General features: G+C 40.9%; 15 protein-coding genes. 4 read left to right on the top strand and 11 right to left on the bottom strand.

The features are described from left to right. Nucleotides 1-282: 282 nt before the first annotated feature. Together J7E57_RS03610 and J7E57_RS03605 are read right to left on the bottom strand one after the other, a co-directional pair. Nucleotides 283-1173 (bottom strand): helix-turn-helix domain-containing protein, encoded by an 891-nt coding sequence (locus J7E57_RS03610; protein WP_215125240.1) that lies wholly within the window; start codon nucleotides 1171-1173, stop codon nucleotides 283-285. A 75-nt stretch (nucleotides 1174-1248) separates the two neighbouring features. Continuing rightward, nucleotides 1249-2067 (bottom strand): SDR family NAD(P)-dependent oxidoreductase, encoded by an 819-nt coding sequence (locus tag J7E57_RS03605; protein WP_215125239.1) that lies wholly within the window; start codon nucleotides 2065-2067, stop codon nucleotides 1249-1251. Nucleotides 2068-2276: 209 nt separating this feature from the next. On the opposite strand from J7E57_RS03605, the gene J7E57_RS03600 reads away from it, so the two are divergent. Further along, nucleotides 2277-2891 carry a hypothetical protein gene (locus J7E57_RS03600; protein ID WP_215125238.1) on the top strand — a complete coding sequence of 205 codons (615 nt, stop codon included), beginning with the start codon at nucleotides 2277-2279 and terminating at the stop codon, nucleotides 2889-2891. Nucleotides 2892-3078: 187 nt separating this feature from the next. Here J7E57_RS03600 and J7E57_RS03595 read toward each other — a convergent pair whose 3' ends face one another. The 4 genes from J7E57_RS03595 to J7E57_RS03580 all read right to left on the bottom strand — a co-directional run bounded on the left by J7E57_RS03595 (nucleotide 3079) and on the right by J7E57_RS03580 (nucleotide 7678). Further along, on the bottom strand, nucleotides 3079-4134 hold the full coding sequence (locus J7E57_RS03595) for an aldo/keto reductase (protein WP_251029783.1): 1056 nt from the start codon (nucleotides 4132-4134) through the stop codon (nucleotides 3079-3081). Between the two features lies 1 nt (nucleotide 4135). Continuing rightward, a complete protein-coding gene (locus J7E57_RS03590) occupies nucleotides 4136-4474 on the bottom strand; it encodes an L-rhamnose mutarotase (RefSeq protein WP_215125237.1) in 339 nt (112 codons plus the stop codon). A 29-nt stretch (nucleotides 4475-4503) separates the two neighbouring features. Continuing rightward, nucleotides 4504-6021, bottom strand: a complete 1518-nt coding sequence (locus tag J7E57_RS03585) for an alpha-L-fucosidase (RefSeq protein WP_215125236.1) — start codon at nucleotides 6019-6021, stop codon at nucleotides 4504-4506. Nucleotides 6022-6523: 502 nt separating this feature from the next. After that, the gene (locus J7E57_RS03580; protein ID WP_215125235.1) at nucleotides 6524-7678 is read right to left on the bottom strand and encodes an aspartyl protease family protein; all 1155 of its coding nucleotides are present in this window, start codon (nucleotides 7676-7678) and stop codon (nucleotides 6524-6526) included. Between the two features lie 177 nt (nucleotides 7679-7855). Between J7E57_RS03580 and J7E57_RS03575 the strand changes: the two genes are divergently transcribed. After that, complete coding sequence (locus J7E57_RS03575; RefSeq protein WP_215125234.1) at nucleotides 7856-8269, top strand: VOC family protein; 414 nt, start codon at nucleotides 7856-7858, stop codon at nucleotides 8267-8269. Nucleotides 8270-8480: 211 nt separating this feature from the next. On the opposite strand, the gene J7E57_RS03570 is transcribed toward J7E57_RS03575, so the two are convergent. Beyond that, the gene (locus J7E57_RS03570) at nucleotides 8481-10856 is read right to left on the bottom strand and encodes a TonB-dependent receptor domain-containing protein (RefSeq protein ID WP_215125233.1); all 2376 of its coding nucleotides are present in this window, start codon (nucleotides 10854-10856) and stop codon (nucleotides 8481-8483) included. Between the two features lie 109 nt (nucleotides 10857-10965). Between J7E57_RS03570 and J7E57_RS03565 the strand changes: the two genes are divergently transcribed. Both J7E57_RS03565 and J7E57_RS03560 read left to right on the top strand, forming a co-directional pair. Beyond that, entirely contained in the window at nucleotides 10966-12639 is a 1674-nt protein-coding gene (locus tag J7E57_RS03565) for a histidine kinase (RefSeq protein WP_215125232.1), read from the top strand. Further along, nucleotides 12636-13355 (top strand): LytR/AlgR family response regulator transcription factor, encoded by a 720-nt coding sequence (locus tag J7E57_RS03560; protein WP_215125231.1) that lies wholly within the window; start codon nucleotides 12636-12638, stop codon nucleotides 13353-13355. The genes J7E57_RS03565 and J7E57_RS03560 overlap by 4 nt, the downstream gene beginning before the upstream one ends. Nucleotides 13356-14564: 1209 nt before the next feature. Here J7E57_RS03560 and J7E57_RS03555 read toward each other — a convergent pair. From J7E57_RS03555 to J7E57_RS03540, 4 genes are all read right to left on the bottom strand, one after another. Then, complete coding sequence (locus tag J7E57_RS03555; protein WP_215125230.1) at nucleotides 14565-15482, bottom strand: AraC family transcriptional regulator; 918 nt, start codon at nucleotides 15480-15482, stop codon at nucleotides 14565-14567. Between the two features lie 377 nt (nucleotides 15483-15859). After that, a complete protein-coding gene (locus J7E57_RS03550; protein ID WP_215125229.1) occupies nucleotides 15860-16813 on the bottom strand; it encodes an SMP-30/gluconolactonase/LRE family protein in 954 nt (317 codons plus the stop codon). A 13-nt stretch (nucleotides 16814-16826) separates the two neighbouring features. Then, entirely contained in the window at nucleotides 16827-20573 is a 3747-nt protein-coding gene (locus J7E57_RS03545; RefSeq protein WP_215125228.1) for a sigma 54-interacting transcriptional regulator, read from the bottom strand. Between the two features lie 177 nt (nucleotides 20574-20750). Then, nucleotides 20751-21239, bottom strand: coding sequence for a GNAT family N-acetyltransferase (locus tag J7E57_RS03540; RefSeq protein WP_215125227.1), 489 nt, complete (start codon nucleotides 21237-21239; stop codon nucleotides 20751-20753). Nucleotides 21240-21342 lie beyond the last annotated feature (103 nt).

Raw genomic sequence — 21342 nt, 5'->3', positions numbered from 1 at the left:
CGTGCAAAGAAAGAAATATGCCTTTATGCGCGCTGTGCCTTAGTGGTTAAAGGATGGAAATAGTCCGAAATCGGGAGTCGGGAGTCCGAAGTCTATTTTGCGACAGAAACCAACATGCCTTGGTGCCTCTGTGCCCCTCTTCTAGACCTGCAGGACAAATAAATAGCTAAAAAACGGATTGTAAATCCGTAGCACTCGGGGTCTGGATCGCAAATCCTGACCAACAATAGGCCTAACTTTGGGCTCTCTGCGCCCCTCTTAGCGCCCTTTGCGGTTAAAACGTCAATTCAGCAACTGCTTTTTAAATGTATTCGGACTAATACCAACCTCTTTTTTAAATAAACGCGAGAAATAAGAAAGGTTCTCAAATCCCAATGCATAAGCAATCTCCGAAACCGATCTATTTTCACCGATCAAACGATTTTTTGCTTCAGATATCAGGTAAATATGGATATGTTCTAAAGCCGTTTTTCCACTCTCCTGTTTTAAAACATCTGTTAAATAACCTGCCGAAATGTTTAAACGCGCTGCCATATCATGCACTGATGGCAAACCTTTAGTAGCCAATAATCCATTAGCAACGTATTTATTTATTTCTTCATTAAACCTGGTTACTGTTTTGCCCGAAATTTCTGTACGGTTAAGAAATTGCCTTTTGTAAAAACGTTGACTGTACTTAAGCAAAGTATCTACATTGGCCAAAATCAATTCGCGACTATATTCATCCTGGTTGTTTCGGTATTCGGTTTCAATTTTATGATACAGCTCCCATACAGTGCTTTCTTCACTGGGCGAGAGATGTAGCGCTTCGTTGGTTTCATAATCGAAGTAGTGGTATTTTTTGATGGTATCATGCAACATATGCCCATTCAAAAAATCTTCATGAATAAAAATCAAAAAACCATCTTCATCCATCTCCAGGTTTTTCATTTCGATTACCTGATTGGGTTTAAAGAACATCATTGAACCACTCTCGTGGTCGTATTTTGTACGTCCATAAAGGATTTGTCCTGCAATAATCTTTTTAAAACCGATCATATAGAAATCGCTCGTAAACTCCCGGTCGCCCATGGTACACATATGGTCGCATTTGTAAATGCTAAACAATGGGTTCTCGGGTGGTGGAAATGCATTTTCTCGGTGTAATTCGGCTAAATTTTTATAGTGTTTCATCCCTTTGAATAATAATTAACTACAAGCTACACAATTACCCCGTACAGCTTGTAGTTAAAGGTTTTAAATGATTTATTAATGACCGTGCGCATTCGTAGCTACTTCAGCCCATTCATCAAATTCAGCCAAACGTTCTGCATAAACCTGTTTAACACCTGGTAGAGCCACTTTACCCAACAAGAAGTGTAAAGGAGGATTAAGACTGTCGATCAATGCCAATACAGCGGGTACGGTTGCTTCTGGTTTGCCCCAACTATCGGGTGTTGAAGCATCAAAAAATGCTTTTTTAACTGGAGCATATACTTCTAGCGGCGCTGTTTGGAAAGCTGAAGCACCCGACCAATCGGTAGAAAAACCATTTGGTTCGATTAAACTTACCTTAATGCCAAAACCTTTTACTTCTGTAGCCAAGGTTTCACTTAAGCCGTTAACGGCGTATTTCGAGGCATTGTATAAACCCAGAACAGGCAAACTCACCAAACCCAGGAAGCTAGAAACCTGGATAATGTGCCCGGCTTTCTGTTCGCGCATTACCGGAACAATTGCTTGTGTTACCCACAGCAGACCAAAAAAATTGGTTTCCATTTGTGCACGGGCCTGTTGTTCAGTCGTTTCTTCTATGGCACCAAACAAACCAAATCCTGCATTATTGATCAATACATCAACGCGGCCAAAGTGCTGCTTAACTTTTTCAACTACGGCAAAACAGGCATCTCTATCGTTTACATCCAATTGAAGCGGCAACACGGCATCGCCATAAGCTTCTACCAAATCATTTAAATCTGCTGTATTTCTTGCGGTTGCAGCTACTTTATCGCCACGTTCTAAAAGGGCCTTTGCCCAGATTTTACCAAAGCCACGTGAAGCACCGGTAATTAAAATTATTTTCGACATTTTTTTCTTTGTTAAATATTGATAACAAAGGTATTGTAGCGCGCCAAGACCGATTTATACAAAACACGGGACTATTAGCACATTTTAAGGTTTAGCTAAATTATCAGTTTGAATATTTAACAACAACCCGAAAGATGATCAATCTGTTGTAGCGTTTATGGATGTTTTTACGTTTTATGAGGAACCATTAGTCTAAAAACCACTCACCTATGAAAAACCTACTTTTTCTTTTTGTAGCCTTTGCACTTGTTTCATGTAAAAAATCGGAAAGATATGGTCCGCTGAACTTAAAAAACGGACAGGAAGTTGAACTGCAGGTAAGCCCTCATTATGCTGCAGATAATGATGTGCTTTTAAAGTTGCCAGGCAATGTAGATGCGGGTGCCTCTCTTGTAGGTTTTGACCAAAGAGAACCTGGTTATTCTTACCGCGTTAAAGCCAGATTCAACCGCGATAAAGAACCACTTCAAGACGGGCCTGAATACTACTTTATTTTCGAAAAGATAATTAGCAAAGAGCAATACAAAGGAATTGAATCATTTCCTGTTCAGCTGATTACCTCATATGTACCTGGCGGACCCGTAATAAGACTAAGCAAAACAGGAAATAACTATTATATGGTTCCTGATAAGTTACAGCTCACTTATGAAGACAGTACCATACAGAACGAACTCGAAGAAATATGGCTAAATGTACAGGAAATCCGTGCAAACTGGCAAAAAGGACAACGGCCAAAATGGAAGGCCATTAAGGCAACAGTGGTACACGATCCGCAGAAATTTGGGAAGGCCTACATGGTACAACAGATACAATTCATCGATTAACAAAAAATACAAAGAGGCTGTATCATAAATTGTAATTTACTTCGAGTTTGTCACGTTGTCCAAAGGACTCCTACAGAGAGCCTGTCGAAACGCCTTTTAAGAGATTAAAAAAGGTCCTTCGACAAGCTCAGGATGACAATTTATGATAAACCTTTTTTGGTTTTAAGTAAAACCTAAGATTTATTACTTAGATACTGTAATTAAATGATTCGGTTTCGATTAACCCACGGTGCTGCATTTCAGTCCAAAAGGCTAAGGGCAGCTCTTTTGCGGCAAGGGCAACATTGGCGGCAACTTTCTCAGGTCGTGTAGTATTTAAGGCAATGCTTTTCACCCCAGGAAACTGGAAAGAGAAATTAAAACAGGCTTCAGCCGGTAGCACATCAAACTCATCACAAACTTTAAAAAATTCGTTCCTCCAATCGAGTAGTGCTTTTCCCGATACTGTATCACGATCAACCTGCTGATAATTGAAAAAATCGCCTCCTGTTAAAAACCCTCCGTTAAACACAGCCGAGTTAATTACCTGTACGTTCTTTTGATTTAGCTGTTTTACAAAAGCCACCAGTGCTTTAGGATGTGACTTTAAGGTTAAACTATTGGCAATCATTACCCAGTCCAGCGCCACATCTTTTGTAATCAGCTCGATTACTTTCCAGTCTTTTGCCCCTACCCCAATAGAAGATACTAAACCAGCTGACTTTAGATCGCCTAATGCCCTATAGGCTTCGATAATGTGCTGATATCTTTCTTCGTAATCCGATCTGTTATCAGCTGCCAACAGGTATTCGTCAGGATCATGTACAGAAACCATTTGGGCATGATAATCGCCCAGCAAATGATTACCCTGTTCAAAACATTTCATTATCCCTTCATAACTGATCATCTGTACGGCATCATGCCCGATATTTTTCCATATGCCTGGTTCAAATGTTGGCTCAGGAGTCAAAAGTTCTGTTCTATACCAGCCAAGCTTATTGCTGATCACCACATTTTCTTTATCAACATTTAAATCAGCAAGGCATTTCCCTAATGATTCTAGCGCGAGGCCAGCCCCATATTTACCTGCGGTATCAAAGAATGCAACTGGCTTGGCCGATTTTACACAAGCCTCAACAATAGCCAACTTTACAGAGTAATCAACGGACTGATAAAGATTGCCCAAACTGCTTGTTCCAAAAACAACAGCGGGCAGCTGGAAATCAATCTGTTCGGTGTGCATGTGCCAGTTCGACTTTTTCATATCACAATTCGTTTAACTTAAATATATTTTTCATTAGCAGCCACTTTTCTCCCGGCTTTGCCAAGGGTAATGCCTGCTGATATTTCCACATCAGTTCTTCCCACTCTTTCACCTTAGGGTTAGCAATATCCATAGCTGTTTTTTTTTCAAAACTGAAATCATTCTCAGTTTCCATAATCATGAACAAACGATTCGAAATGCGGTATATTTCCATTTCCAAAACCCCCGATTCGATAATACTCCGCTTAATTTCAGGCCAACCGTTAAGGTGATAAGCTTCATACTCCGCTATGAGTTTTGGATCATCAACGAGATCCAGTGCTAAACAATATCTTTTCATTTTTCACTTTAAAATGTGAGCGGCTCTCCCTATTTTTTGAATTCTATTTTGAAACCAGTTACCAACCAGGCCGGATAATCTGCGGGTTTGCTAATTACGAGGGCATCATCTTCCTGCACCCACTTTAATTTACTTTTACTGCCCAGCATCGTAACCGAAGTGATGGGCTTCTCCAGGTATTTCGATCTGCGCCCAAGTAAGGTCATTCTGATGCTTTCATTTGGCACATTTAAACAGAAAGCAAAAAGATTGTCCGCCTTTGTGGTATACCTGATATCGGTAGATTGATATTCACCTGAATCGGTTAAACCACCAAAATGGCCCTTTTTCTGGTTTGATTTAATAGTAGAAGGGCCTTCTCCATATACTTTCCATGGTCTCGATGCATAAATACCTTCTCCATTCAATTTGGTCCAGTCGCCAATTTCCGTAACAATTTTAACAACATCAGGCTCCAGGTCTCCTTCTGGAGTCTGTACAACATTGATCAAAAGATTTCCATTTTTACTTACAATATCGATCAAAAGCTGGGCGATTTCATTTGCACTTTTGTATTTCTGCCCGGTTCTATAATACCAATCTCCTATCGAAGTATCGGTTTGCCAGGGAAATGGGCTGATCGAATCCAATACACCGCGTTCTACATCTTGTGCCCATTTACCTTCAGATGGCTCTTTTGGCGTGTATACAGCCTCAAGTTTGCCTTTATTTTTGGCCATATCCTGATTGTAATAGTGCGCAACCATTGTACGCCCCATATCGTCAAAAGGAAGTTTACTATCCGAATAAAGCAGGTCGGGATGATAATTATCGATCAGTTCGTTAACATTTTCCAACCATTGTTTATGCCAGCCCGGATTATTGGTCAGCCACTCTTTCATATCAGCCGAATCTGCAGGCAGATGATAAAGATCAGAATATTTCGGATCGTGCCCGTCATAGGCAATCCCTGCAAATTGCCCTGTTTTGTCTGCGCCATGGCTTGGCTGAAACCAGTTAAAACTGGCCGCAAGATGCTCGGAAACACCAAAACGGAGTCCTTCTTTTTTAGCCGCTTTTTGCCATAAACCCACCACATCTTTTTTTGGCCCCATATTTACCGAATTCCATTTATGGATTTTGGAATTCCATAGAAAGAAATTATCATGATGCGAGCCCATGGTTACAAAATATTTGGCACCGGCCTTTTTATACAAAGCCATCAACTGCTCAGGATTCCATTTCTCTGCTTTCCATAAAGCGATAATATCTTTGTATCCAAATTTAGATGGCGTACCATAAGTTGCCACGTGGTACTTATTCTGCGCACTGCCCTGAACGTACATATTCTTGGCATACCAATCACCCTGTCTGGGAACTGCCTGAGGGCCCCAATGAGACCAGATTCCAAACTTGGCATCTCTGAACCAGTCTGGGTATTTATACTGCTTTAAGGATTCATCGGTAGGTTTAAAAATCCCTTGTTCTACCTTATCTGTTTTTTGTTGTGCCTTGAGGTTTAAGCCTAGGGAACACGCCATAAGGCCAACTAATACTATTTTTTTCATTTCCTTATATTTGGTTTTATCAAAAATAGGTAACTCATCCGCTCAATTCTTGAAATAAATAGACTATTTGTTGTAAAAATCCGACATTTAAGAAATGATAAAAAAGCATTACAGCACACCTTTTTCTTACTGAACTAGATTGTAAACTCAACCCAGCCGATTGATTTATCCTGAAATTACTATCCTAATCCGTCTTGATTCTCTTTCTTAATTTCAAATCATCCAAGAAACTCACCGGCATGTAGACATCTACCTATAAAAACCAATTGTTTAGGGTATAAGGATTAAGATGAACCTAAAAGCCATTCATCTATACCGTTCATTACGTCCTAGCAAGAGGCGCTCTGTACCTTCACTCTGTAACCTCTGTGGTTAAAATGGATGATGAACGTAAAAGGATCTCTCTCCCGAAAATTCGGGATTGCACTTCAGTCGAGATGACGACATAACACTGCGTTCTCTGCGCTTCACTTCGCGATCTTTGCGGTTAAAAAAATGATAATTAAATCTTTTGTTCTGCATAAGCAACATTATAGAGATGGTTTGGCTTTAGATAGATCACATCATTTTGAAAATCAAAAACCGTATTGAATCTTTTCAGAATATCGGTTCCCAGATAATGAACGTTAACTCCTGGCATGGGTTTGTTTTGCTCCATAACCTGAGCTGGAACATTTTTCAATTCAAAATTACCAATCTTCAAACTTTGCAGTTTTACCGTGGTTACCGGGATTTCATTACCTCTTGTACCATGCATAATTACCTTTTTGATCACTTCCATCTTCCCGGTTGGAAAGCGCATTTCCTGCAGCAAATCGTTATCAAGCATAGCTGTGCGCTGATAACCTAAATCGAAGAAAAAGAGGCTTTTATTTTTGATCCCGCTTTGCGAAATTTCACTTTCTATAAAAGGTTTGTTTTTGATATAGGTGATCTTAAACCTGGTGTATTCCTTATCCTGTAAAATCTGCTTGGGCATGGTAGAATGCACCATCATTTTATTCTGATCATAATCTAACGCTACAATCATACCGTCGAATATATCCCATCCCAGCAGGCCATCGGTTTCATTGCCCGCCAATTCGATATCATAAATTTTGCTCTTGTAGGTATGATTCCCAATTTTGATATCATAATCGGTGTTATAAAGTTTGGGCTTAGATTTAACTTTTTGCTTAAGTGCAGCGGTAGTAAAGTCTACCTCGGTTGCGCCTGAATCGAAGTTTAATAAAAGGGAATCAGTTTTGTTGAAAAACACCGGTAAAAAGTTCGTATTGTATTTATTCACAAAAAAAGGAATTGAATCGTGCACTTCAGGCAATATTTTGCTGAAGTTTTTTAGCTCAGGACACACAATCTTGGTGCGGCAGGAATCTTTGCCGTTTAACAAAACAATAAATTCTTTTTGCTCCCCAGGTCCTATCCTAAACACAATAGAATCTATATCCGTTTTGAATTTTATGTTTATTGATTTGGTTATTTTACCAGTTGTAAACACATCTAATTTTATCTTGGGATTGATGTACCAGTTCGATGATGCCTTGTACGCTTCGTAGAATTTTGCCTGACCAACTCCCGCTTTAACAATTGGTAATTTCTTTTGAGCTAAAACAGAAAAGGGAAGCAAAACTGTTAAAATGAGTAATATTCGTTTCATGAGCGATTAATAGATTTAGAGGTTTAAGGCTTGCATTTAGTGGTTACCATCGGAAACCTGAACTAAAGGTAAAAAGAATTCACATAAGTCACGTTTAACCCCTTAACTTGTCGTTTTTGCACATTAATACTTACCCGGCTTTATTATACTTTTGAATATACTAAATCAGAAAACAATATGGCAACTCAAATTTTTGTGAACCTATCCGTTAGCGACCTTAACAAGTCGGTGGAGTTTTTCACCAAACTTGGTTATACTTTTAACCCACAGTTTACCGATGAGAAAGCAACCTGCATGATCATCAGCGATACCATTTACGTAATGCTGCTGACCAGAACCTTTTTCCAAACTTTTACCCAAAAAGAAATCATCGATGCCCACAAAGCAATAGAAACCTCCATTGCCATATCGGCCGATAGTAAAGATGCTGTTAACGAAATGGTAGATAAAGCAGTAGCTGCTGGTGCCACAATACCGAATCCGGCTACCGATTATGGTTTTATGTACCAACATAGTTTCGACGATCTTGATGGCCATCATTGGGAATATGTATGGATGGATCCGAACGGTATGCCTGAGCATCAGGGGTAGTCTGTATATTAAATTATAAATGGCAAGCAACGGATTTTCGGGCTTGCCATTTATTGTTGGGATTATTCGACTCATGGTTAATTCGCTGTTGAATCGTGGTTAGGTGATTAGCGGGATTAAAATAAGAACAGCTAACCGTTCTTAGTGTCTCGATAAGGAAATCTATTTTACCAACCTCATATGCCGTAGGTGATAAAAATACACTCCCCCTCTAACTCCTGTTCCCGCTCTTAGCCTGTCTAACCCCCTGACCATCGCTTAAATTAAGCTTGTAAACAAAAGTCAGGCGATACCTGGCCGCGTTGGGACTGTTTACTTGCGTAATGCTAAAGCCCTGCCCCGTTGTAGTGGTAGAAAATTTGCGCAGGTTAAACAAATTGCTCACATCGAACAACAAGCTAGCCTTATCTTTTAAAAAGTTCTGACCAATCCCAACGTCGATCGAGTGGATTGCTTTCATACTACTCTGTGCATTATTAACTGCACCGGTAAAATTATAACGGGCCTGCACACTGAATTTATTGGGCAATTTTACCTGCGTACCTAATCTGGATGTATACGTATTGCTTGAAAAAGCAAAATCCTGACTGGCATAAACCCCGGCCTGACTGAAGTGGTAAGCATTCAATTCCATATTCATTTGCAGCCATTTGTAAGGATTATAAAGCACCGAAAGTTCTGCGCCAGAGCGTTCTTCCTGTTTAATGTTAACTGGCATTGAAATAAAAAGTCCGTTCTCGCGGTAACTGTAATCAATCATTACCCCGGTGTTGTGCTGGTAATATAGCGATGGGTTAATAATAAACGTACCCGCCCGCACAAGCAGGCCCAGCTCGAGTACATCGGCATAGGATGGATTAAGATCGGGATTACCCACATACCTGGAATTGTAATCGGTTATTTCATTAAAGGGGTAAAGGTTATTTAAAGCCGGCCGGTTAATACGCCTGCTGTAACTCAGCTGCAACGAAGTGCTTTTGCTCATTTCATAACCCAAATGCACGGTTGGAAACAGTTTCAGATAATCTTTATTGCTGTTATAAATTCCTTTTTTATCGTCAATACTTACTTTCGTATATTCACTCCTTAGCCCCAGCTGGTATGAAAAGCGATTGATTTCACTGTTGAATTGTAAATAAGCACTTCCAATAAATTCATTATAGCCGACACCATTGTCAATGTCATCAATTACCGCCCAGCCATTTGCGGCTTTTCCTTCTGCCAGGAAATCGCTGTTTACTTTCCTGTTTTCGGCTTTAATGCCATAGGTTAAGGCGGCCTTGCCTTTAAGCGGGATAACCATATCGCTTTGCGCTGCAAAATCTTTGCTCGAACCAATGGCAGTCGTCCTGATTTCGGGTCGTTGCTCTACCGATGGCAATATTTTGTTGGTGGCGAGATTCCAGTTTTTAGCACTATTCCAGAAATCGTACTGCATATCTACCGTTAACTTTTTGCCGGGCTTTTTAAAGAGTCGGGTGTAGTTAAACTCCAGTTGATTGTAATTTCTGTTTTCCCACGATTCGCCTGTACGTACCAGTGAGCTATCGGGAGCTGAACTGAAATAATTGTACCCCAGGGTGGTTTTATCGTGGTCTTTTGTAGCATTGCGCAGGTAAGCCATGGTGATGGTGTTTAAACTATCGGGCTGATAATCGGCCCCGAAATAAACCAAACGGCCATCGTCATGTCTGTTTTCATCCTGGTGCTGGTTAAGCATAGAGTTGAAACCTTGTTGATTTACGGTTTGATTAGTTTTATATAAACCCACATAATCAGAAAAGCGTAAGCCAATGGTTGAAAAGAGATTTAATTTGTTCGATTTATAATTTAAACTCGGCGAAATCCGGCTGTCGTTCGGAATACCGCCCACCAGCCGAAGCTGCCCGTTAAAACCGCTTTTTTTATTTCTTTTCAGCACAATATTAATGATCCCTGCCGAGCCCGAAGCATCATATTGTGCAGAAGGATTGGCAATAACTTCTACCCTTTCTACCTGGTCGGCGGGCAATTGTTCAAGCGCCGTTCCGGCTGTTAAACCAGACCGTCTGCCGTTAATCAGCACCAAAACGCTACTGTTTCCGCGCAGGCTTATGCCACCACCGGGCGCAACACTTACCGAGGGCACCCCTGCTAGTAATTCGGTTACTGAACCCGATTGCGAAAGAATATCTTTTCCAACCTCAAAAACCTTTTTATCTAACTTTAAACTTACAGCTGCTTTTTCTGCCGTAACGGATACTTCGTTTAACACCTTTGTATCGGGCTCCATTAAAACAGTTCCCAAATCAGCTTTATTCTTATCAACCTCAATTGTTACGCTTACTTTGCGGTAGGCCATAAAACTAAATTCGATGCTGAGTTTGCCTTGTTGTGTGGTGCCCAAAGTAAACTTCCCCTTATCATCGGCCATGCCCGATACCAATGGTTTACCGGCTTCATTTAAAATAGTAACACTTGCAAAAGGTATTGCCGCATTGGTTGTTTTCTCTTTAACGTGACCGGAAAACGAACGCTCTTTTAATTGTGCGGTACTGTTTAACCAAAAACAAATAAAGAGGGTAAAGGTGATAGCGATATGTTTCATGCTGCAAGATTAGTCCTCTGTGCTGAGAGCTAAATAAAAAAACATGCAAACAGCTCTATATCCTTTTGAAATGCATCAAGGCGATTTATCTTTATCTTACATTTGAATTATGAAACGCATTCTCCTGTTTATACTTTCCGTGGTTTTATTTTGCTCCTGCAAGCGGCAGGTATTGTACGAAGAATACGACCCTATATTTAAAACAGGCGATGATGTGGCCTGGGCTGCTAAAAGCTTAAACGAAACCGGCTGGCGACAAGAGCGTGGCTCTACCGGCCGACAGGTTTTCTGGATCAGGGAAAAAACCGAACTGATTGACAACAGTGGAGGTGCATTGGGCCTTCAGATAATTGCCTTTGGGGCTTACGAAATTTATTGGGATGGGGTTAAAATAGGGATCAATGGGAAACCCGGCTCGCCCATTGTTGATGAAGTTCCGGGTAACGAAACTATAATTCTTCCTGTTCCCGATTCACTTTCCAAACCGGGCAAGCACACCGTAGCCTTGCGCAGCACCCAGTTTAGTTACCCCAGGGTGCAGCGTAACGTGGGCGTAAAGCTCGATACCTATGTTAATCTCATTCGCAGGCCACTGCTTATTTCTTCACTCATGTTTATCATGGCAGGCGCTTTTCTGGTAGCCTCGCTATATTATATCTTTCTATATTTCAACAGCCATAAAAAACAATATCCTGTACTCATCTTTTCTGTAATTTGCCTGCTCTTCTTTTTACTCCTGATTACCGAGTACCTTAAATTTTATATTGAAATCCCCTATCCCAAATTCTTTATCCGGATGGAAGTAATCGGATGGCTAACTTTTTCCATTTCGCTCCTGGTACCCCTCTACTTCTGCATCCAGTTTGGCATTAAAAGAAAATACCTGCTCCTTTGCCTGCTTTTTGGTGTGCTGCTCTTTATTTACATCCACAATTATGGCCACTACGATCTATCGGCCATTTATTATAGTAGGACCATGTGGTTTACCATGCTGCTTATTGCATTTGATGCAGTTTACCGGAAACAAAAAGGCAGCTGGCTGCTAATGGCAGGTATTTTAGCAAGTGCTGGCATGAATTATTATCTGCTTTACGATTTTGGAATATTTATCTTCTATACTTTTATTGTTCTGTCTATGCTCTATCTCCACACCATCAGAATGAAAAAGATAGAACAGGAACATTCCAATTCATTGCTGCTTTCATCGAGGTTACAGCTCGAACTTCTAAAGAAAAACATCCAGCCACATTTTATCAAAAACACCTTAACCTCGCTTATCGACTGGGTGGAAGAGTCGCCTAAGAAAGGAACCGAATTTATTCAGGCACTGGCCAACGAGTTTGATATCATGAATGCCATATCTGAACAAAGTTTAATCCCCATCAGGCAGGAAATTGCTTTATGCCAGATGCACCTGAAAGTGATGGGTTTTAGAAAAGAAATTAGTTACGAATGGGAAGATAGCGGAATTATAACTTCGGCAACCATACCGCCGGCCATTATCCATACCCTGCTCGAAAACGGCATTACACACAATACATCACAAGGCAATGGTACAATTAGGTTTAAACTTTCTTTTAGCCAAACTGATGATTTTTGCCAATACACCTTCGAAACCTTGGGCAAAAATAGGGAGTTACAAGCCGACCGCAGCGGAGGAAACGGTTTCAGGTACATTAAGGCCAGACTCGAAGAAAGTTATCCAGGCTGCTGGAAATTTTCATCCGCGGCATCGGCACAAGGCTGGATGAGTATCATTAAAATAAGCAATAAATCAAAATGACAATACTGATAATAGAAGATGAGGCACGGATAGCGAAAAGGGTTGAGCGAATGACTGCCGCTCATTTCGAAGGTAATGCTTTAATCCAGATCTGCGATTCGCTTAAAAAGGGAATGGATTTTCTGGAAAAGAACAGCATTGATATTTTGTTGCTCGATCTTAACCTGAACGGGAAAGACGGTTTTGAAGTACTGCAATCTTTAACCTCGCGCACTTTTCAAACCATAGTAGTTTCGGCCAATACCGAAAATGCACTTCGTGCTTTCGAGTTAGGTGTACTCGATTTTGTTCCAAAGCCTTTCGATCAGGAACGGCTTACACTGGCGCTCAGTAGGGCAACAGCTACAAAAAAAGAACTCAGCAGCAACTTGCGCTACCTCACCGTGCGAAAAAACGGCAGTGTCCGCCTTATCGAACTTAACCAGCTCAACTATATTAAAGGGGCGGGTATATACAGCGAACTGCATCTTCTAGATGGCAGCATCACATTGCACGATAAGGGGCTTGATGCGCTGGAGCAAATTTTGCCTGCTGGTTTCGAACGCATCCATAAATCGTATTTGGTTCAAATGAAACAAATGGAGCAGATCTTAATCTCTTCGGGTACCAAATATGCATTAAAGCTTAAAAGCGGAGAAATTTTACCTATTGGCCGGTCGCGATATAAATCCTTTAGAGAACGGATCGCTTTGCAGGAGCAGGAAAACCACAGTTAAACAGGCGAACCTTGCTTTAGGTAGTTAAGAAATAGTAGATAAAGCGGTAGCTGCTGGTGCCACAATACCGAATCCGGCTACCGATTATGGCTTTACGTACCAACATAGTTTCGACGATCTTGATGGCCACCATTGGGAATATCTATGGATGGAAACGAATGGTATGGAAAAAAAGTTTCGACATTTTTATCCTTCTTCACGTCCAAGCTTAAAAAACATAAAATCAGAATTAAATATTTCATAATATTATTTTTTATACCAATCAAGTCTTAAAAGGTATTTACCTGCTAATTAGCAGGGAATATACTTAATAATTTTCACACAAAATATGAATTCTTTGGGTTCCTCCATGTGAAACCAGGATAAATTTCTCGCCCAGCCATAAACGCAAAAAACCCACAACTTTCGCTGCGGGTTTTGAAGCTCCCTCTGCTGGACTCCCTTCGCCTGCGCTCAGGATAAACTTCTCGCCCGGCCTAAACGCAAAAACCCCACAACTTTCGTTGCGGGGTTTGGCTCCCTCTGCTGGGCTCGAACCAGCGACCCTCTGATTAACAGACGGACGCTACCCATTACTAACTATGTCTAAATCAATTGATTACAAGCATTCAAAGAAATCCCGTAAAGTATTTGTAACGGTTTTTTATTTAGTTATAAAGATAATAAATATTTATAGGTTGTGTATATAGGATGCTAAACTTATATCATTTTTCAACTCCCATACTTGTTCTGTGTGTAATATCAGAGTGGATATTTCATCAATTACATATTCTAAATGCTGTTTTGAAATTCTAAAAGAAGTTTTAGCACATATTTCGGGTAATTTTCCTGAGTTTTGCTATTGCGCCTAAATCGCGCAAATTCGGAAGGGCTTACCCGATACCTTGCAAAATTACCTTCGTGCAGGGAGGTAATCTCATTTTCCACTACCTGATAAACTGCTCCCTATCCTGTTCGGGTATGCCTTCCGCATCGGCCTTGACGTGATCCAGCATATTTTTATTACTGTCCTCTTTCATAATGATGGAAGTAATAAACTGCTGACTGGTATTCGGTACTTTAGTTTGAAAGTGTCGGGTTCACCTAAAGATACATTCATGAGTTTAAATTTTAATCACTCAAATTTCACCTCATTAGTAGCATAATTATTATGAGTTGCAAAGATTTACTTATGAATTTCAAGCATCATAGACTATCAACGCTAAACAATTATTTGATAAAATTCCTTCTGAAAGATGCAGGCGTTACCCCGGTATTCCTCTTAAAGAAGATTGTAAAGTTGGGTTGTTCGGCGAACCCAAGACAGTAGGATATATTCTGTAAGGACCAGGAGGTATACAGCAAAAGTGTTTTGGATTCTTCAAGGATGCGGTCACGAATGTGTGCGCTTACATTTTGTCCGGTATGTTTTTTGAGGACCGCATTAAGGTAGTTAGGATGCATATCCAGGTTCTGCGCGAATTCTTTAGCCGTTCTTATTCTTATTGGCGCCAAATAATTGATATTGGAGGTCTCTTTTTCCAGCAGGGAAAAGAAATTGTGAATATGCAGATGGTCTGCACCAATGTGATTTGGTTCCGGATAGTGGCCTATCTTCATGCTTTCAACGATGAGCATTTGCAACATCACCTGTATGGTCTCCTCCCTATAGCAACTGTATGCGTTTTCCTGCTCGGCGATATTATCGAAATATTGTCTCACTAGAGACAAGTCGTTATCTTTCAGACTGATGATATTTTTATCCTTGTTTTGAAATAAACCGTATTTATCCAGCATTTCCTTAAAATGGGGGTTATCGAGCAAAAAAGGTTTTTTAAAAAGAATGTATTTTGCTTCCAGCTGCTCAGATAAATCTTTCCAGGAGATGATGTCATTGGGATGGGCGAATATTAGCGTAGGCTGCTGAATGTAGAATGTCCTGAATCCAATCGTCATCACCCCACTGCCCTTGGTGATGAGCATTATTTTGTAAAACTCACGGCGGTTGGGCATTAGGGTATTACCTGCAAAGTAGCCTTTAACCGTGCAGGTTTTAAAATTCCAATAGACAGGATTCGTTCCTGATTTATTGACATCCGAGAGATCGTGAATGATTCCGATCAGGGAATTGTTTAATCCTGTGTTCATAATCCTAAATCATTTAGTTATTTGCCTTTTTATCAACCGCACGTTTTAACCGAAAAACCCTAGTGATAAAAGAATACGATTATGACATATGAAAATCTTGTGCCGTTTTTTAACTATCTTATTATCAATATTTTAAAAGATAAATAGCCATTTTTTTTCAATGATATTTCGATACAAATTCCCCTGTACCGAAATATCGTTGAATGTAGAATTTGGCGTTAAAGAATATTCTGCGAGGTTTGAAGTATTTACAATAATATATAGCTTAATATTCAATCATTAATCGCCTGACTCAGCAATTTCGTGCGCTCCCGGACATCCATCCTCAAGGATGGAGACGGATAAGAGATTAATTAAACGAATCGATGTAGAATATTTCACCAAGGATTTTGATTACCAGCTACTGGGGCTCGGAAGGTATATAAATGCGGGGATAATAATGATCCGACATATACCGTTTTCAAATCCTCTCCGCCAAAAGCAAGGCTGGTTGGCAACTTCAGAAATTCTCCGGCGCAAGAGCCCAAGTGCTCTGCAGTTGCGGTAAAATTTTCACAGCCAGATACCCAGTTCTTTAGGCAATCAACGTTTATATCGGTAAATATTTCCAGGAAATCCCCTTTGGTGGTGATCACACCTATTCCATTTTTAGCCACTAAAACTACCCAAACATTACCCTGGGCATCCAATGTAAAGCCATCCGGATTATTACCGGGTCCGAGATCTTCAGGCCCGACAAATTCTTTGGGTCCAAGGTCATTATTGGCAGTGATTCTAAAGCGCACAATTCTTCTGGCTAAAGATTCCGCAGCATACAGGTAATTCCCATCAGGACTTACCTTCACTTCATTGGTCAAATACAGATTTTCAGTGACGATTCTGGCCTCTTTTCCATCAATCAGCACAATATATCCGTCGGGCGCCCTGTTCTCCAGGGCGCTATACCAATGATCGCCTTTAGTCATTACAGAAATCCAGATCCGGCCTTTCACATCACACCAGGCATGGTTGACAACTCCTAAGCGTTGTCCGTCTATTTCGGTCAGGAAAGGGGTTGTCACGCCGCCCTGGGATATCATATGAAGTGTTCTGTCCGATAATCCGCCTACCAGGAAAGCGCCATTTTTCATTCGGCAAAATCCATTGGGTTCCGCAATTCCGGAACCGAGCAAAATCGGAGCACCGCTGGCATCCAGTTGTGCCAAGCCCCCCCTGTTATCTGAAACCCAGATTCCGTCGGTTGAACACCATACGCATTCAGGGCGTGAGAGGTTATTGCCGAACGTTTGAAAATCCGCTTTTGATAATTTAAAATCGTAAATTGATGACATGGGTAGCTTTAGGTTAATTGTTGTTAATGTGTTCACGGGTAATCCCCAGTCTTTTCATCTTTGAACTTAAGGTGCTGGCCGGAACGCCGAGCACGTGCGCTGCGCCGGCCGTACCATTTATTTTTCCTCCGCAGGCCTTTAATGTCATCAGAATATGGTCTCGTTCATTCTGGTCCAAAGTTTTATAGATATAAACCGACTCATCAAAATTATTATTGCGGGCAACCGGAATAGCAATATTTTTAAGGGTATCGCCCGAGGAAAGCAATACACTGCGCTCAATAAGGTGTTCCAGCTCCCGGATGTTTCCCGGCCAGTGGTATAGTTTGAGTTCCTGTATCAAACGGTTATTTAGCTTATTAATTTGTTTGCCCATCTTTTTAGAGAAACGGTTAATGAAGTGTATTGCCAGAAGTGGGATATCCTCTACCCGCTGACGCAGCGGCGGCAACTCTATCGGGAATATATTCAGCCGATAATAAAGGTCACTTCTGAAGCGTCCCTCATCCATTTCTTTCTCCAGATTCCGGTTGGTTGCTGCAATAATCCTAACATCGACCTTAATTGTTTCTTTCCCACCAATCCGTTCAATTTCCTTTTCTTGAAGGGCTCTGAGTAATTTTACCTGAAGTTCCAGCGGCATTTCCCCAATTTCATCAAGAAACAAGGTCCCTTTATGTGCGAGTTCAAATTTACCCAGGCGGCGATCCATGGCCCCGGTGAAACTGCCTCTTTCGTGACCAAACAGTTCCGACTCGATCAGGTTCGCTGGCAATGTTGCGCAATTCACCTTGACCATGAGTTTATTACTCCTTGGGGAGTTGCTGTGTATAGCGCGCGCGATTAACTCCTTACCGGTACCGGTCTCGCCCAGTATCATAACCGTGCTGTCGGAGGATGCCACCTTGCTTACCAGTTTGAAAACCTGCTTCATTTGGGTGCTCTCACCGATGATATCCGAATAATTATTAGCAGTTTCAAGCTCTTCCTGAAGGTAGATTTTCTCTTCTTCAAGCCTGGACTTATAACCGCTGATTTCTTCAAGTTGTTGTTGAATTTTACCGCCGGCAATAATATTGGAAACCACCACAGCAATTTGGGTACATACACTACTGAACAATTCATTCAGATTATCAACAATGTCATGGGAAAGGGTCTTCACCAGCATGATACCGATGAATTCGGCTCCAATCCGTACTGGCGCGAGGAACCACTTCTCCGCAGGACTTAATTTATCCCCTGAAGAAGACAAAACTGATTTTGCTAATGGCTGGAGGGATTCATAATCCAATATTTCCGGTCCGGAGGATTCCAATGCAGCTTTTAGCAGCGCTTCATCTGAAATGCTTTCTAATTCTTCAGCAGAAGGTAAAAATGCATTTGAACTTTCCGTGATGGTCTTATCGGATAGAAAAAGTGTAAAAGTATTGTCGTCTGGATTTTTAATTAAAAAAACGAAGTTGCTCACTTTAAAAAGCTCGAAAAACTGAGTCGATATTACTCCGGCTAAGCTATGTTTATCCTTGACAGCAGTAATGGCATTACTAAAATCGATTAGTCTAGATTTCTCTTCACCTTTTTCTTCGGTATTTGTATTGGCAATGATATTTTGTACTGCAACTGAAAGCTGACTGGCAATCCCGGATATGATCCTTAAGGTTGCCTCTGCAATTTTTTTGTCATGATCAAAAAGGACGATCCATAATCCAAAAGGTTTATTGTTGGTAGTCAATCTGACGATAACCAGTTGCTTGATGCCGCTTTCATAGTTGACTTTCATATAGAGCGGGAAAGAATTCTTTTGTGATTCCTCATCAAGATGCACAACAAGCGGTTCCTCAGATTCTATAGCAGAGTTTAAGAATCCGTCCTTTAGTTCATGTATCCCGGTTGATGACTTATGATACAAGGGATGATTACGTCCAGCTGCATTTGGATCTAATAAAAACCCGGTGGCGGTATGCCCTGTTGCATCGAGTTTTGCAATAAAAGTATGTCTAAAACCAATGATGGTTTTCATTACCTGTGTGATGAGCTCAAGCAATTCCTTGTTAGTCCTTACTGCGGCGATATGTCGACTAAGCTGGATAAGGGTATCGCGCTCGGTTTCCCGGCGGGTGATCTTATCATAAGACAATACATTGGATAGTGCATTGGAAACCTGGTAGGCAACGCCCTGAATGAGTTGTAGGGTGTGATCTGAATAATTTACAGGTTGTTTAAAATTAATCATCAGCATGCCAATCCTGTTTTGATCATCATAAAGGCTTACCCCTATTTTGGCGATTATTCCCCTTTGCAGATCCTCCTTAAGATAATTCGGGCAATCCTTTGCTAATACCATCCTGCCAGTTTCAAACACCACGGGGCTAATGGATTCCATCACCACGCTATAGCAGGGATCATTTACATCACACACCTCGCCTGATTGTGGATTGTCTTTCACTCCAGCTCTGGTCGTTAGATAATTTGCATAGGTGTTTTTATCAAAAGAGAGCATGATATCCAGATCATCGAACTCAAGCAGATACTTTAAGTGTTCACTTACTTTATCAGCCAGATATTCTTTTTTTCTAATCGAGGTGAGATCATAGCTGAGCTGAAGCAGACGGGTTTGCTCAGTTTCCCTTGTCTGTATTAGGTCCGCTCCACGAATGTTTGCAATGGCTATGGAAAACTGAACTGATAGACTCCTGATCAAGTCCAGCTGAGCGGTGGATATTTGCTGATTTTCAAGCTGACAGATTGACCAGATTCCAATTGTTTTTTCCCTGATCTTTAGCGCAGTCATTATAATGGTTCTGATACCGCTTTCATAATTAATTTCAAGATAATACGGTAGTCCTGATTTTTTCCTTATCTGCATCAAATCAAATACGACCGGCTCATTGGATAATACCGCCTTATTGAAAAAACCATCCGTGATTGGATACTTTGTTGTATTTACGGAATTATAACTGGGATGATTTTTCGTTCTGGATTCACTATCCCGGAGAAAGGAGGTGACGGTGAGGTCATCATCATTAATGACCGAAACAAAATGATGACTAAAATCAAACAGGTGTTTTAGTTTCTGGTGGATGATTTTTAATAAATCTGTACGTTGCTTTGTTGCGGATAAATCTGCACTGATGGCCTGGATGGTATCATATTGACTTTGGGCTTTAAACAGTTGCTCCTGTACGGCAATGTTTAGAACAGCGGAGTTTATCATGTTGGCGATAATTTGCAGTAAGGGCAATTGGTGCCTTTCCGAATCACTTTTAGAAGTGAATGTAAGTATCCAGTTTCCGATAACCTCGGGACCTCTTTTAAGGTTAAAAAGAATCACCTCGGCAAAACTGTTGTTGCTGCCTGCCTTCAGGTAAGGAAAGGTTTCCCTGGTCTCGGCCATCTCATCTAAATCCAATACCACTGCAGATGAATCCACTACTTCTCCTCTGACAATCCTGTCATCGAGTGGTACTCGTCCAAGTTTTATTTCCTGGATAAAAGGCCATGCATTCAGATTCGGAGATTTTTCGTACAGAAAGTCGCTGATCGTGGTCAAATCATCGTTTACCAGGAATATTGTTGAGGATTCGAAACGAAGAAACTCCCGGAGCCTTGTTTCCAGAGTATTGACAAGATGCTTTTTTTCCTGAACTAGGGCCAGTTCCTGGCTCAGGGACAACAGAATAACTTGAATATTCGGCACATCCTGTTGCAATGTATTATAGTGATTAATTGTTATCATTTGAGGAAAGACCGGAAAAGGCATACCTGACTAACCGGATTTAGTTACGAACCGCAAAGCCAAGAACTGTGCCACATCGGCAAAACGCATTGCATATTGTGGAAAGCTAATTTTACGTTTTTTTGTAATCGTGAAATATCCTGATTTCATAGTATATCGCACGGAATTTCACGATAAATCGATAAATAGAATGTGGTGATATTAATAGATATGTTGTCTGAACAGAAATTCGACACCGGCATTGTCTGAAGTAGATGGAAATTCGTTGGGTACGAGTTCAAATCCCAGGTTATTATAATACCTCAAATTCACCTGGGGTGTACTGATTTTAAGATCAACTGTTTTTTTTCCTTCTTCGGCCGCAATCCGCAGCACTTCGTTAATTAGCAAAGAAACATACCCTTTTCCTTGAGTGCTGGGCAGGCAGTAGGTCTGATGAATAACAAATGCCAAAGGTTCGACCGACCATGAAATAAATCCGACAGGCTGCAGAGTATCTTCTATAAGCAAAAAAAACTGAACCTTTCCCTCGAGTAAAATTCTAATTTCCTCAGCAGAATAAACCTGCTCGAGCGTAAGCAGGGCATACTGTCTCTCGCGGCTATTAAAATGGCCCGTGAGCCAGGCTTTTTCCGCAATACTTCGGATGGCTTCTACATCATCAAGTGTTGCTCTTCGAATAATATACATGTCGCTAACTTTAGCAAACGCATGGAAAATTCGTGCCAATCACACAACAAACTGTAAATCAGCGCATTAAACAATATTTTGAATAGAGAAAAGCACCTGTATA

This window comes from Pedobacter sp. ISL-64 (assembly GCF_018613605.1).
In the GTDB taxonomy this organism is placed as follows: Bacteria; Bacteroidota; Bacteroidia; order Sphingobacteriales; family Sphingobacteriaceae; genus Pedobacter.
This window is presented reverse-complemented; position numbering and strand designations above follow the sequence as displayed.